At 56.4% G+C, this 14,590-nt stretch carries 12 protein-coding genes and 1 other annotated feature; of the genes, 9 read left to right on the top strand and 3 right to left on the bottom strand.

From position 1 onward, the window contains the following. Positions 1–41 precede the first annotated feature (41 nt). The 4 genes from dnaX (at position 42) to htpG (ending at position 4,980) form a co-directional block, all read left to right on the top strand. A complete protein-coding gene (gene dnaX, locus FHW71_RS09870) occupies positions 42–2,021 on the top strand; it encodes a DNA polymerase III subunit gamma/tau (protein ID WP_179451697.1) in 1,980 nt (659 codons plus the stop codon). Continuing rightward, positions 1,363–1,424 (top strand) — a sequence feature (DnaX frameshifting element). It overlaps the preceding gene by 62 nt. Positions 2,022–2,071: 50 nt before the next feature. After that, positions 2,072–2,401: a YbaB/EbfC family nucleoid-associated protein gene (locus FHW71_RS09865; RefSeq protein ID WP_008103874.1), complete on the top strand. Its 330-nt coding sequence runs from the start codon at positions 2,072–2,074 to the stop codon at positions 2,399–2,401. Beyond that, positions 2,401–3,006: a recombination mediator RecR gene (gene recR / locus FHW71_RS09860; protein ID WP_008103873.1), complete on the top strand. Its 606-nt coding sequence runs from the start codon at positions 2,401–2,403 to the stop codon at positions 3,004–3,006. The genes FHW71_RS09865 and recR overlap by 1 nt, the downstream gene beginning before the upstream one ends. A 99-nt stretch (positions 3,007–3,105) precedes the next feature. Beyond that, positions 3,106–4,980 carry a molecular chaperone HtpG gene (htpG, locus tag FHW71_RS09855; protein WP_154153571.1) on the top strand — a complete coding sequence of 625 codons (1,875 nt, stop codon included), beginning with the start codon at positions 3,106–3,108 and terminating at the stop codon, positions 4,978–4,980. Between the two features lie 51 nt (positions 4,981–5,031). Here htpG and FHW71_RS09850 read toward each other — a convergent pair whose 3' ends face one another. After that, positions 5,032–5,901, bottom strand: coding sequence for a LysR substrate-binding domain-containing protein (locus FHW71_RS09850; protein WP_008103869.1), 870 nt, complete (start codon positions 5,899–5,901; stop codon positions 5,032–5,034). A 188-nt stretch (positions 5,902–6,089) separates the two neighbouring features. On the opposite strand from FHW71_RS09850, the gene FHW71_RS09845 reads away from it, so the two are divergent. From FHW71_RS09845 to FHW71_RS09830, 4 genes are all read left to right on the top strand, one after another. Next, positions 6,090–6,920 (top strand): DUF6024 family protein, encoded by an 831-nt coding sequence (locus FHW71_RS09845; protein WP_179451696.1) that lies wholly within the window; start codon positions 6,090–6,092, stop codon positions 6,918–6,920. Between the two features lie 151 nt (positions 6,921–7,071). Beyond that, a complete protein-coding gene (gene adk / locus FHW71_RS09840) occupies positions 7,072–7,716 on the top strand; it encodes an adenylate kinase (RefSeq protein WP_008103865.1) in 645 nt (214 codons plus the stop codon). A gap of 122 nt (positions 7,717–7,838) precedes the next feature. Next, positions 7,839–8,798, top strand: a complete 960-nt coding sequence (gene hemH, locus FHW71_RS09835) for a ferrochelatase (protein ID WP_154153565.1) — start codon at positions 7,839–7,841, stop codon at positions 8,796–8,798. Positions 8,799–8,856: 58 nt separating this feature from the next. After that, positions 8,857–10,158, top strand: a complete 1,302-nt coding sequence (locus tag FHW71_RS09830) for an inosine/guanosine kinase (protein ID WP_008103861.1) — start codon at positions 8,857–8,859, stop codon at positions 10,156–10,158. A gap of 47 nt (positions 10,159–10,205) precedes the next feature. On the opposite strand, the gene ybaL is transcribed toward FHW71_RS09830, so the two are convergent. After that, positions 10,206–11,894, bottom strand: coding sequence for a YbaL family putative K(+) efflux transporter (gene ybaL, locus FHW71_RS09825; RefSeq protein WP_154191792.1), 1,689 nt, complete (start codon positions 11,892–11,894; stop codon positions 10,206–10,208). Between the two features lie 445 nt (positions 11,895–12,339). Between ybaL and ushA the strand changes: the two genes are divergently transcribed. Continuing rightward, positions 12,340–14,094 (top strand): bifunctional UDP-sugar hydrolase/5'-nucleotidase UshA, encoded by a 1,755-nt coding sequence (ushA, locus tag FHW71_RS09820; RefSeq protein WP_179451695.1) that lies wholly within the window; start codon positions 12,340–12,342, stop codon positions 14,092–14,094. 51 nt (positions 14,095–14,145) lie between these two features. Here ushA and FHW71_RS09815 read toward each other — a convergent pair whose 3' ends face one another. Beyond that, a complete protein-coding gene (locus FHW71_RS09815) occupies positions 14,146–14,577 on the bottom strand; it encodes a multidrug/biocide efflux PACE transporter (protein ID WP_008103853.1) in 432 nt (143 codons plus the stop codon). Between the last annotated feature and the right edge of the window lie 13 nt (positions 14,578–14,590).

Below are 14,590 nucleotides of genomic sequence, written 5' to 3'. Positions count from 1 at the left end.
CATTTTCTCCCTTCTCCCTAAATTCCAGTGATTGAATCCACATGAGCTATCAGGTACTTGCGCGAAAATGGCGTCCCCAGGCCTTCGCTGACGTAGTCGGTCAGGAACATGTGCTGACTGCGCTGGCTAACGGGTTGTCACTGGGACGAATCCATCATGCTTATCTCTTTTCTGGCACTCGCGGCGTCGGGAAAACCTCGATCGCCCGTCTGCTGGCGAAGGGCCTTAACTGTGAAACCGGCATCACGTCAACGCCGTGCGGACAATGCGATAACTGCCGCGAAATCGAGCAGGGCCGTTTTGTCGATCTGATTGAGATCGATGCCGCCTCACGCACCAAAGTTGAAGATACGCGCGATCTGCTCGATAACGTGCAGTACGCACCCGCGCGCGGTCGCTTCAAGGTCTATCTGATCGATGAAGTGCACATGCTGTCGCGCCACAGCTTCAATGCGCTGCTGAAAACGCTGGAAGAGCCGCCATCGCACGTCAAATTCCTGCTGGCGACCACCGATCCGCAGAAGCTGCCGGTGACGATTCTGTCACGTTGCCTGCAATTCCATCTTAAAGCGCTCGACGTTGAGCAAATCCAGCAGCAGCTGGCGCATGTGTTGCAGCAGGAGCAGATTGCTGCCGAACCGCGCGCGCTGCATCTGCTGGCACGCGCCGCTGACGGCAGTATGCGCGATGCGCTGAGCCTGACCGACCAGGCGATTGCCATGGGGCAGGGCAGCGTAACGCGTGACACCGTGGCACAAATGCTCGGCACACTCGACGACGAACAGCCGCTGGCGCTGATTGAAGCGCTGGTGGATGGCCAGGGCGAACAGGTGATGGCGCTGCTGAATCAGGCCGCATCGCGCGGGGTTGAGTGGGAAGCGCTGCTGGTTGAGATGCTGCGTTTGCTGCACCGAATCGCCATGGTGCAGCTATTGCCGAGCTCGCTCAGCGAGGACGATCTTAGCCAGGCCGATCGCCTGCGCGAGTTAGCGCGCGTGCTGCCACCGGCTGATGTACAGCTCTATTACCAAACGCTGTTGATGGGACGTAAAGATCTGCCGCTGGCACCGGATCGGCGCTTAGGCGTTGAGATGACGCTGCTGCGTGCGCTGGCCTTCCATCCGCAGGCAACGATTGCCGAGCCGCTGGCGCGTCCGACCTTGACGCCACAAGCTGCTCCGCAGGTTGCGGCGCCGCAAGCCGCACCAAAAGCCGTGCCCGCTCCGGCTGCGCAGCCGCAGATGGCACCGCCGAACCATGACGCGCCGCCAATGTCGGATGATTATCCGGACATGCAGCCAGCGTCCGATCCGTTACCCGACTCCACCAGCCAGTTGTTACAGGCGCGAACGCAGTTGCTGCGTCAGGGAGCCGGCAAAGCAAAAAAGAGTGAGCCGGCAGCGCGTTCCGCGCGGCCGGCGAATCCGGCGCTGGAACGTCTCGCTAGCGTCACTGAACGTGTGCAACAACGTGCGTCTGAACCCACGGTAAAAGCGCCGGCTAAACCGGAAGCCTATCGCTGGAAAACGCAGCTGCCGGTTGAGGTTAAAGCGGAGCCGGTGGCGACGCCAAAAGCCTTGCGTTCGGCTCTGGAGCATGAGAAAACGCCAGAGCTGGCGCTACGTCTGGCGGAAGAAGCCCAGCAGCGCGATGCGTGGGCCGCAGAAATCGCCGCGCTGACGCTGCCGAAACTGGTGCAGCAAGTGGCGCTCAATGCGTGGAAAGAGGTGGGCGAGAATGGCATTACGCTGCATCTGCGCAGCAGCCAGCGCCATCTGAATTCTGCGTCGGCAAAGCAAGCGCTGGCGGACGCGCTGAGTCAGTCTGCCGGTCAGCCGGTTGAATTGACCATTATTGAAGACGATAATCCTACGGTATTGACGCCACTGGAGTGGCGCCAGGCCATTTATGAAGAGAAGCTGTCGCAGGCGCGGCAGTCGATCGAAAGTGATACCCATATTCAGACATTGCGTCGATTCTTCGATGCCGATTTGGATGAAGAGAGTATTCGACCGGTGTGAACATGCTGCCGCGCGTCAACTGCGCGCAGCCCCAGCAGAGAGAGAAAACTATGTTTGGTAAAGGCGGATTGGGCAACCTGATGAAACAGGCCCAGCAGATGCAAGACAAAATGGCCAAAGTTCAGGAAGAGATCGCCGCGATCGAAGTGACCGGTGAATCAGGCGCTGGCTTGGTTAAAGTAACCATCAACGGTGCGCACAACTGCCGTCGTGTCGAAGTCGATCCAAGCTTGCTGGAAGATGACAAAGACATGCTGGAAGATCTGATCGCTGCAGCCTTCAACGATGCGGCACGTCGTATTGATGAAACGCAGAAAGAGAAGATGGCTGCTGTCTCTTCAGGTATGCAGCTGCCACCTGGCTTCAAGATGCCGTTCTGATGCAAACCAGTCCACTGCTTGAATCTTTGATGGAGTCGTTGCGCTGCCTGCCGGGCGTTGGCCCGAAGTCGGCGCAGCGCATGGCTTTTCAGCTGTTGCAGCGCGATCGTAGCGGTGGCATGCGTCTGGCGCAGGCGTTGACCCGCGCCATGTCGGAAATTGGCCACTGCGCCGATTGCCGTACTTTCACCGAGCAGGAAATCTGCACCATCTGCGCCAATCCGCGTCGTCAGCAAAACGGCCAGATTTGTGTGGTGGAGAGCCCGGCAGATATCCACGCCATTGAGCAGACCGGCCAGTTTGGCGGCCGCTACTTTGTGCTGATGGGCCATTTGTCACCGCTGGATGGCATTGGTCCACAGGATATCGGTCTGGATCGGCTGGAGCAGCGTCTCGAGCGCGAAACCTTAACCGAAGTGATCCTCGCTACCAATCCTACGGTGGAAGGGGAAGCCACGGCCAACTACATCGCCGAGCTGTGCGGACAATATGGCGTTGATGCCAGCCGCATTGCGCACGGTGTGCCGGTTGGCGGTGAGCTGGAAATGGTCGATGGCACCACGCTGTCGCACTCGCTCGCCGGACGCCACAAGATTAATTTCTAATCACTTGCCGATGTCTTCGCAGACATCGGCTTGAAATCCTGCCCTTCATCCCCATTTCTCTCTCAACGTATCATCAACCCCGATTCAGTTGAGGTAGCAATGACCATGAAAGGACAAGAGACGCGTGGCTTCCAGTCAGAGGTAAAACAACTTCTGCACCTGATGATCCATTCGCTCTATTCAAATAAAGAGATTTTCCTGCGCGAGCTGATTTCCAACGCTTCAGATGCCGCCGACAAACTGCGCTTCCGCGCGCTGTCGACGCCCGATCTGTATGAAGGCGACGGCGACCTGCGCGTACGTATCTCGGTCAATCCGGAAAATCGCACGCTGACGCTCAGCGATAACGGTATCGGTATGCGCCGTGATGAGGTGATTGAGAACCTCGGCACCATCGCGAAATCCGGTACCAAATCCTTCCTCGAATCCATGGGCTCCGACCAGGCGAAAGACAGCCAGCTGATCGGCCAGTTCGGCGTGGGCTTCTACTCGGCGTTCATCGTGGCGGACAAAGTCACCGTGCGCACCCGCGCGGCTGGCGCTAAAGCCGATGAAGCGGTGTTCTGGGAATCTGCCGGCGAAGGCGAGTACACGCTGGCGGAGATTGAGAAAGCCGATCGCGGTACCGAAATCACGCTGCACTTCCGTGAAGGCGAAGACGATTTCCTCGATGCATGGCGCGTACGTAACGTGATCAGCAAATACTCCGATCACATCGCGCTGCCGGTCGAAATCGAAAGCAAAGACGAAGAGAGCGACACCACCACCTGGGAAAAGATCAACAAAGCTCAGGCGCTGTGGACGCGTAACAAGTCCGAGATCAGCGACGACGAGTACAACGAGTTTTACAAACATATCGCCCATGATTTTAGCGATCCGGCGATCTGGAGTCACAACCGCGTGGAAGGTAAGCAGGAATACACCAGCTTGCTGTATCTGCCATCACGCGCGCCGTTTGACATGTTCAATCGCGACAGCAAGCATGGCCTGAAACTCTACGTGCAGCGCGTATTCATCATGGACGATGCTGAGCAGTTCATGCCGAACTACCTGCGCTTTGTGCGCGGTCTGATAGATTCCAACGATCTGCCGCTGAACGTGTCGCGTGAAATCCTGCAGGACAGCCGCGTGACCCAAAGCCTGCGTGCCGCGCTGACCAAGCGTAGCCTGCAGATGCTGGAAAAACTGGCGAAAGACGACGCAGAAAAATATCAGCAGTTCTGGAAAGAGTTCGGTCTGGTGCTGAAAGAAGGTCCAGCCGAAGACAATGCTAACCAGCAACAGATTGCCAAACTGCTGCGTTTTGCCACCAGCCAGAGCGAAGGCGCCGAGCAGACCATTTCGCTCGACGACTACCTGACGCGCATGGTGGAAGGGCAAGATAAGATTTACTACATCACCGCCGACAGCTATGCCGCCGCGAAGAGCAGCCCGCATCTGGAACTGTTCCGCAAGAAAGGCATCGAGGTGCTGCTGCTCTCCGATCGCATCGACGAATGGATGATGAGCTACCTCACCGAGTTCGACGGAAAAACCTTCCAGTCAGTCAGCAAAGCGGATGATTCGCTGAGCAAACTGGCCGACGAAGAGACCGAAGAGCAGAAAGAAGCGGAGAAGGCGCTGGAGCCGTTCGTTGAGCGCGTGAAAACCCTGCTGGGCGAGCGCGTGAAAGAGGTGCGTCTGACGCATCGTCTCACCGATACGCCAGCGATCGTCACCACCGATGCCAACGAAATGACCACGCAGATGGCGAAACTGTTTGCCGCAGCGGGTCAGGATGTGCCAGAAGTGAAGTACATCTTCGAGATCAATCCGGATCACACGCTGGTGAAACGCGTGGCCGATACCCAGGACGAAACGCGCTTTGCCGAGTGGGTTGAGCTGCTGTTGGATCAGGCGCTACTGGCTGAGCGCGGTACGCTCGACGATCCAAACCAGTTTATCCGTCGCATGAACCAGTTGCTGACGGCGTAATCGCACCAAACCCGTAGGGTCGCCATTCATGGCGACCTTTTTTTATCCGCTTTATATCTGCGCCTGATCCCGCAACCAATCGCGAAACAACGTAATCTCCGCATCGTGCTGGCGCGAAGTCTTGGTCATCATCAACGTCGCGCGATCAACACGCACAAAGCCCAGCGGCGCAATCAAGGTGCCGTCACTCAACTCCTGACGCACCAGCAAGCGCGGCGCCATAATCACGCCCAATCCGTTTCTCGCTGCCTGAATGCCTAACGTCAAATTATCGAAATGCTTGCCGATCCAGTAATTGCCGCGCACGCCGCTGGTTTTCGCCCATTCGGCCCACGCATGCAGCCGCGTATCGGCGTGCAGCAACGGCAGCGAGGCGAGATCCTGCTCGCTCTGAAAACGGGCAGCAAACTGCGGGGCGCACAGCGGGCCGATGTAATCATCGCTGATCAAAGTGGCATCAATATCGTCATCCGGCGACTGCTCGGCGCTGAGGATCAGCACATCGGTGTGCTCGCTGCGCAGTTGGTCGATCTCCACCAGCGACTGAAACTGCACTTCTATATCGGGATAGCGCTGATAAAAGCTGGCGATACGCGGAATCAGCCATTGTGAGAGAAAGCTGGGCGCGCAGGAGACGCTGAGGTGATGGCGCATGCCGGTACGGATGCTTTCGCAGGTAGTTGAGAGTTCGCTAAAAGCTTTCTGACAGCTCACCAGCAAACGTTCACCGTGTGAGGTTAATTTGACGCGTCCATTGGTGCGCACAAACAGCGGCTTCCCCATCCAGCTCTCCAGCTGTCGAACCTGATGGCTAATGGCGCTATGGGTCACATGCAGACGTTCGGCCGCAACGCTAAAACTGCTATACAGTGCCGCCTGGTGGAAATAGTGCAGTGCACGTAACGATGGAAGCGCGGTCATACTCGTCCCCTGTGTAAAAACCTAACAGGGATTGTCAGTTTATATCATTTTAATGTCCAGCCGCATTGGCCTAACCTTTCCCCCAGATTCTGGCGGGTTGACGGCTTAGGCTCTCTGTGTTTCACGCCGACTATCACCGCAGGTTTCACCTCCCACACACAGCACAATAATAAGAGACCTATCACGCGATGGCTCCACAACTTGCTACTGCCAGGGCGGCGGCGGCGCGCGATAAGCTTCGCGGCTTGCTTTCCCGTCATTACCGGCTTGAAAACTACGATCTTTTCTTCGCACCCTCTTTGCATATCTCACGGGTGCTGCTTTCCCAGCTGTTTCTCCGTCAGGAACAATCACGTAATCAAACGCGCTATGCCTCGCACCATCCGGTCAGCGAACTCAGCGTGCTGCCCACTTTGCCGATGACGGCGGGCAACATTGCGTTAGTGGATCATGTTGATATGCAGCAAGGTCGGGTGCGGGCGCTAAGCGAATGCCAAAGCCACGGCGTTACCGATGCGTCGGAGTCGTTTGCCACGCAGTTGCATAAGCGGTTGGTGAGCGATGCGCGCCTGTTTGTTGCTCGCCTCGATCGTCATGCGGCGTTATGCGGCGATCTGGTGTTGATCGCGTTGCGCACCGCCGATTTCAGCACGCTGGTGCGCAGTGAACTGCGGCTGTTTGAGCAGGGATTAGCGCTTCGTGACGCACCAGAACAGGCGCTGACGATGATGGAGGATAGCGAATGGCGTCCGTTCAATATTGCGATGGTGGAAAATATCGCACTCGACTCGCCCTTTATCCTGCATTCCATCCAGCAACCGGGTTTACCCTTTGCGCTTTTTCCGCTGCCGAATGGCCTCAATGCCAGTCAATTGCCGCAGGATATTCAGGTGCTGCCAGATCAGGCGCGTTTACGTCTGCGCGCCGATATACGCGGCGGCGTCAACAAACAGCTGAATGTCACGCCTGTACTGAAAAAACGTCTCAAAGACGCACTCATGCTTAGCCGTGATTCCTAAAAACGGGCACTCTGCTGGTATTTGCTGACAAAGCAGGTCAAAGTAGACCTTTCATGGCGAGCGCGCCCGTTTCCTTGTGGTGCGCGGGCCATAATGGTATGTTCTTCGCCTTCTCAGATTGAACAATGCGATTCGCAAGGGGAATTACGCAATGCGTATTATTCTGCTCGGAGCTCCGGGCGCAGGTAAAGGCACTCAGGCTCAATTCATCATGGAGAAATACGGTATTCCGCAAATCTCCACCGGTGACATGTTACGTGCGGCAGTAAAAGCCGGTACGGAACTGGGCCAACAGGCAAAAGCGATCATGGATGCCGGTAAACTGGTGACTGACGAGCTGGTGATTGCGCTGGTTAAAGAGCGTATCGCGCAGGAAGACTGCAAAAACGGTTTCCTGCTCGATGGCTTCCCACGCACTATCCCGCAGGCTGACGCTATGAAAGAAGCGGGCATCAAGGTTGATTACGTGCTGGAGTTCGCTGTACCGGACGAGCTGATTGTGGATCGTATTGTTGGTCGTCGCGTACACACGCCATCGGGCCGCGTTTATCACGTCACTTACAATCCACCAAAAGTGGAAGGCAAAGATGACCTGACCGGCGAAGAGCTGACCACGCGTAAAGATGATCAGGAAGAGACCGTGCGTAAGCGTCTGGTGGAATACCATCAGCTGACCGCGCCGCTGATTGCTTACTACGGCAAAGAAGCGCAAGACGGCAACACCGAATATCACAAAATCGACGGCACCCGTCCTGTCGCTGAAGTGAGCACGCAATTGGCCACGATTCTCGGTTAATGCGTTGATGGGGCCGGTTGTCCGGCCCTTTTGCAGCAATTGCTTTCCCCTCCCTCGATTTCCGCTACAATTTCCCCCTGATTTTGCATTCGACCCATTCGTTTCGACATCAAGGAAATACAATGAGGCAAGAAAAGCCCGGGGTTTTGCTGGTTAACTTAGGTACACCAGACGCACCCACAACACCTGCGGTTAAACGCTATCTGAAACAATTCCTCGGCGATCCACGAGTGGTTGATACACCGCGCTTATTGTGGTGGCCGATTCTCAATTTCATCATCGTGCCTTTCCGTTCGCCACGCGTGTCGAAACTTTATGCTTCCGTGTGGATGGATGAAGGTTCACCACTGATGGTGTTCAGCAAGCGTCAACGTGACGCATTGGCGCAGCGCCTCGATATGCCGGTTGAACTTGGCATGAGCTACGGCCAGCCAAGCCTCGACAGCGCGTTAAAGCGCTTGCTGGATCAAGGTGTGACCAAACTCATCGTGCTGCCGCTCTATCCGCAGTTCTCCTGCTCGACGGTTGCCGCAGTTTGGGACGGCTTAGCCACCAGCTTTAAACCGTTGCGTTCACTGCCGGAAGTGGCGTTTATCCGCGATTATGCAGAGCATCCGGCTTACATTGCCGCGCTGAAAGCCTCGGTGGAGCGCTCGTTTGCGCTGCATGGCGAACCGGATCTGCTGGTGCTGTCGTATCACGGCATTCCGCAGCGTTTTGCCAATGAAGGCGATGATTATCCGCTGCGCTGCAAAGACACCACCGATGCGCTGGCCGCGGCATTGGGTATTGCGCCGCACAAGATCATGATGACCTTCCAGTCGCGCTTTGGTCGCGAGCCGTGGCTGACGCCGTACACCGACGAAACCATGAAGAGCTTGCCGGCGAAAGGCATCAAGCACGTGCAGGTTATGAGTCCGGGCTTTGCGGCGGATTGCCTTGAAACGCTCGAGGAGATCAGCGGTGAGAACTGCGAGATCTTCCTGCATGCTGGCGGCGAAAAGTTCGAGTACATTCCTGCGCTCAATGACGATGCTGAACACATTGAAATGATGGTGCAGCTGGTCAACGCGCGCCGTTAAGGGTGTGGCAGAGAGTGTGATATCATTCTCTGCCTGATTTTCCCTGACGGCACTCTCGATGAAATTTCCCGGCAAACGCAAATCCAAACACTATTTCCCCGTCAACGCGCGCGATCCGCTGCTGCAAGCCACGCAGCAAGAGCAGGAAGAGGGCAGTTGGGTAGTGGGTATCGACCAGACGCTGGTGGATATTGAAGCTAAAGTCGACGACGACTTTCTGCAGCGTTACGGCTTAAGCGCCGGTCACTCGCTGGTGATCGACGATGCCACCGCCGAGGCGCTCTACAACGAGCTGATGCGCGAAGAGCTTATCAGCCATCAATTTGCCGGTGGCACCATCGGAAATACCCTGCATAACTACTCGGTGCTGGCGGATGATCGCTCGGTGCTGCTCGGCGTGATGTGCAATAACATCCAAATCGGCGGCTACGCTTATCGCTACCTGTGCAACACCTCCAGCCGCATGGATCTCAACTTCCTGCAGGGCGTCGATGGCGCGATTGGCCGCTGCTTCACGCTGATTGGCGAGCAGGGCGAACGTACTTTCGCCATCAGTCCCGGCTTGATGAACCAGCTGCAGGCCAACAGCATTCCGGAAGAGGTGATTGCAGGCGCATCGGCGCTGGTGCTGACTTCCTATCTGGTGCGCTGCCAGCCGGGCGAACCGATGCCGGAAGCCACCTTGCGCGCTATCGAATACGCCAAAAAGCACAATGTGCCGGTGGTGCTGACGCTCGGTACCAAATATGTGATTCAGGATAACCCGCAGTTCTGGCGCGATTTCCTGCGCGATCACGTGTCGATTGTGGCGATGAACGAAGAAGAAGCCTTTGCGCTGACTGGCGAACAGGATCCGCTGCTGGCGTCGAATATGGCGCTGGATTGGGTGGATTTGGTGCTGTGCACCGCCGGGCCAACCGGTTTATACATGGCCGGTTTCACCGAAGAAGAGTACAAACGTAAAACCAATCATCCGCTGCTGCCGGGCGCGCTGGCTGAATTCAACCAATATGAATTTAGCCGCGCGATGCGCCACAAGGATTGCGATCAGCCGCTGCGCATCTTCTCACATATTGCGCCTTATATGGGCGGGCCAGAGAAGATCATGAACACTAACGGCGCGGGCGATGGTGCGCTGGCGGCGCTGCTGCATGACATCACCGCCAACAACTTCCACCGCCAAAAAGTGCCTAACTCCAGCAAACACGGCCGCGCCTACCTGACCTATTCGTCACTGGCACAGGTGTGTAAATACGCCAACCGGGTAAGTTATCAGGTGCTGAATCAGCATTCACCGCGTCTGACGCGCGGCCTGCCGGAGCGGGAAGACAGCTTAGAAGAGTCATACTGGGACAGATAAAACGTAGGGTCGCCATTAATGGCGACCTTCCCAAAGACCGCACTCACTTAAATCGGGCACTCACGCACAATCGGGTTCTGCGCAATCTCTTCTTCCAGCACATGCAACATGCTGTTGGCGATCTCACGCTCGCCCATCACCACGCGATTCGCGCCGCGCTCCATAATGTAGGTCACTTCATCGTCATAATGCGCACGCGCAATAATCTCAATGTCCGGACGCTTCTCGCGCGCCGCCGTCACCACTTCACCGGCTTCGTAGCCATTTGGAATGGTTAGCAGCAGCCAGCGGGCGCAGTCGAGACGGGCGAGATCCATGGTATCGACGCGCGCCGCATTGCCCAGCACCGCCTTGATTCCTTGCTCGCGCAGTGCTTCAACGCGCGGGCGCGAGTTCTCAACCACCACCAGCGGCACATCCGCTTCCAACAGTTTTTGCCCCAGCAGGCTGCCGACACGGCCATAACCAACCAGCACCGCGTGATTGCAGATATCCACCGGAATCTGCTTCTCTTCTTCGATCGCTTCTTCCAGCGTCTGCTCTTCGATGGTCTCGGTTTTGTCGAGATAACGTTCCAGCACGCTGAACAGAATCGGGTTAAGCATGATGGAGAGAATCGCCGCCGCCAGCACCAGATTGCGCCCTTCCTCGCTCAGCATGCCGAGCGAGATGCCGAGACCGGCCAGAATAAAGGCGAATTCACCAATCTGCGCCAGGCTCACCGAAATGGTCATCGCGGTACGACGTGAATGGCCAAGCAGCGTTACCAGCAGCCAGGCGGCAATTGATTTGCCCAGTACGATAATCGCGAGCGCGCCCAATACAGCCAGCGGCTGTTCGATCAGGATCATTGGGTCAAACAGCATGCCGACCGACACAAAGAACAGCACGGCGAACGCATCACGCAGCGGCAAGGTGTCATGCGCCGCGCGGTGGCTGAGTTCAGATTCGTTCAGTACCATGCCGGCAAAGAAGGCGCCGAGTGCGAAGGAGACGTCAAAGAATTCAACGGCGCCGAAGGCGATACCGAGCGCCAGCGCTAACACCGCAAGGGTAAACAGCTCACGCGAACCGGTCGCGGCACTTTTTGCCAGAATCCACGGCACCACGCGACGGCCTACCACCATCATCAGCACCATAAAGGCGACGACCTTACCGATGGTCAGCAGCAGATCCCACAACAGCAGCGTTGGGCTGGCGTTGCCTTGTTCCAGCATGCCCGCAATCGCTGGCAGCAGCACCAGCGTCAGCACCATCACCAAATCTTCCACGATCAACCAGCCAATGGCGATTTGCCCGCGTTGGCTATCAATCAGCTGACGCTCTTCCAGCGCGCGCAGCAGCACCACGGTACTGGCAGTGGAAAGACACAGACCAAATACCAGACCAGTCATCCACGACCAGCCCATTGTCCAGGAAAGTCCCATTCCCAGCAGCGTTGCCACGGCGATTTGCGCGATGGCGCCAGGAATGGCGATAGACTTTACCGACATCAAATCCTTCAGCGAGAAGTGCAAACCGACGCCGAACATCAGCAGAATTACGCCGAGTTCAGCCAGTTCTGGAGCAAGGTTGGTATCCGCGACAAAGCCTGGCGTGAAAGGGCCGGCCAATACGCCAGCCAGAAGATATCCGACCAGCGGTGAGATGCGCAGGCGGTTTGCCAGCATACCAAGGAGAAATGCGAGGACCAGCCCCCCGACAATGGTAGTGATCAACGGTGTGGTGTGATGCATGCCTGTCTCCTTGTGTGCAAATGTATCCGCTTGTAACAACCTAGTGTAATGCACAATCACTTACCGCGTTTAAACATTTGAGCGGTAAAAACGCACTAAATTGAAAAAATGAGACTAAAACGCAGCTGAAGCTCCATTTTCGTCAGTTATCTCACTATATCGGCTGGAAATACGCAGAATGAAGGGTGGCGCGGAAAAATAGTTGCGACGGGAAACTGGCTTCGCAGCAGGTGTTGTTGCGGTTAAAGCGGTCCTAAGTCGATAAAGTCGCCGCCAAACGTAGAATTGGGTTATCCAATTAAGCGCCAGGCGGTTTTGCAGCTTGTTTGATTGATGCTTTGCCAGTTTCATCTTGAGTTAGCCAGCCATCTGTGCGAAACAGAAGGGCGATAACGCACATTAAGTCCACCGCTCAGTGGAAAAACGCAGAATAAGGAGATCGGCTTTGTTTTTATCACCGCGAAAGGGGCGCTGGCTGGCGCTGACAGTGTTACTGCTGCCGATGCTGGCGCAGGCGTGGCAAACGGATCGCAGTTATCGTTTTAGTATTCTGCATACCAACGATCATCACGGTCGCTACTGGACCAACGCGCAGGGCGAATATGGCCTCGCCGCGCAGAAAACCCTGATGGATCAACAGCGCTATGATGTGCAGGCCAAAGGCGGCGGCGCGCTGATTCTGTCGGCGGGCGATGTGAACACCGGCGTGCCCGAGTCAGACATGCTGGATGCTGAACCCGACATTCGCGGCATGAACCTGGTGGGCTATGACGCGATGGCGTTGGGTAACCACGAATTCGATAAACCGCTTAGCGTGCTGCAAAAGCAGCAGAAGTGGGCTAAGTTTCCTTTCCTTTCGGCCAACATCTATCAAAAAGGTACCGATACGCGCTTATTCAAGCCGTGGGCGACCTTTAACCGCATGGGGCTGAAGATTGCGGTGATCGGCCTGACCACCACCGACACGCTGCGTATCTCCAATCCAGAAAACATTGCGACGATAGATATTCGCGATCCGGTGAAAGAGACCGAAAAAGCGGTGGCGGAATTACGCGCCAGCGAAAAGCCTGACGTGATCATCGCGCTGACGCACATGGGCCATTACGACGACGGCCAGCATGGCAGCAATGCGCCGGGTGACGTGGAGCTGGCGCGCAGCCTGCCGCCGGGCACCATCAACGTGATCATTGGTGGACATTCGCAGGATGCGGTGTGCATGGAGAAAGAGAACGTTAGCGTAAAAGATTATCAGCCGGGCCAGCCTTGCCAGCCGGATCGTCAAAACGGCGTGTGGATCATGCAGGCGAAAGAGTGGGGCAAATTTGTTGGACGCGGCGACTTCACCTTCCGCAATGGCGAGCTGACGCTGGAGAATTACCAGCTGATCCCGGTCAACCTCAAGCACAAAGTGAAGAATCTTGATGGCAGCGAATCCTGGCTCACCTGGCAGGAACAGATCCCGCCGAACAGCGCGATGATGAAGCTGTTAACGCCTTTCCAACTGCGTGCCGGCAAGAAGCTGGATGTTAAAGTCGGCAGTAGCGACGGCGTGTTTGTCGGCGAGCGCGACAAAGTACGCTTCGAGCAAACTAACCTCGGGCAGCTGATTTTGCGCGCGCAAATGGCGGCAACCAAAGCGGACTTTGCGGTAATGAGCGGCGGCGGCATTCGTACTTCGCTGGCGCAGGGCAATCTCAGCTGGCGCGATTTGCTGCAAGTACAGCCGTTCGGCAATCAGGTGGTCTCAGTTACGATGAGCGGCAATGAACTGCTGAGTTATCTGGCGACGGTGGCCAATATCAAAGTCGATTCCGGCGGCTTCGCGCAGTTCAGCAACATCAGTCTGGTGGCGGATGGCAAAGGCGTCAGCGACGTGAAGATTAACGGCGAACCGCTGCAAAAAGATAAAACCTACCGCATGGCGACCAACAGCTTTAACGCCAGCGGCGGCGACGGCTATCCGAACATGGAAACCCATGCCGGTTTCAGCAACAGCGGACAGCGCGATGCGGATGTGCTGCGTGACTACGTCAGCCAGCATTCGCCTTTAAAAGTGAGTGATTATCAACCGAGCGGGATTGTGCATCTGACGGCAGCGGAAATTGAAGAGCGCAACAAAGCGCAGGAGAAGCAACGCAAGCCAAGCTATCCGCAGATGATTCTGGCGTGGATCTGGCCGCGCGCCGCACAGCAACATTGAACTCTGCGCACGTAAGGTCGCCATTCATGGCGACCTCTTTCCTGATGCACATCACGCCTGACAGGATTTCTGCGTCACCCAACGGTGGCGCAACTTATCCCACATCCAGTTGTAAACCATGGTGTAGGGCAGGAAGAACAGGAAGAACGCCACTTCCAGCACAAAGGCTTCCAGCAGCGAAATATTCAGCATCCAGGCGGCAATAGGCAAGCCGATCAGGATAAACCCGCCTTCAAAGCCCAGCGCATGCATCGCGCGCAAACCGAATCCGCGTTTGACCTGCGGCGGCCAGATGCGATCAAAACCGCTGTTATAGATCATGTTCCACAGCATGGCGACGGTCGACAGCATAATCGCCAGCGCGCCCATCTGAAACAGCGGTTTCTCCATGATCCAGGCAGCCAGCGGCGCAACAGTGATAAGTGCCAACCCTTCAAAGCCTGCGGCATGACAAAAACGTTCTTTCAGCGAACGGGTACGCATATAAACCTCCTTA

The sequence above is a fragment of the Enterobacter sp. Sphag1F genome (genome assembly GCF_014193275.1).
Taxonomy (GTDB): domain Bacteria; phylum Pseudomonadota; class Gammaproteobacteria; order Enterobacterales; family Enterobacteriaceae; genus Pantoea; species Pantoea symbiotica.
This window is presented reverse-complemented; position numbering and strand designations above follow the sequence as displayed.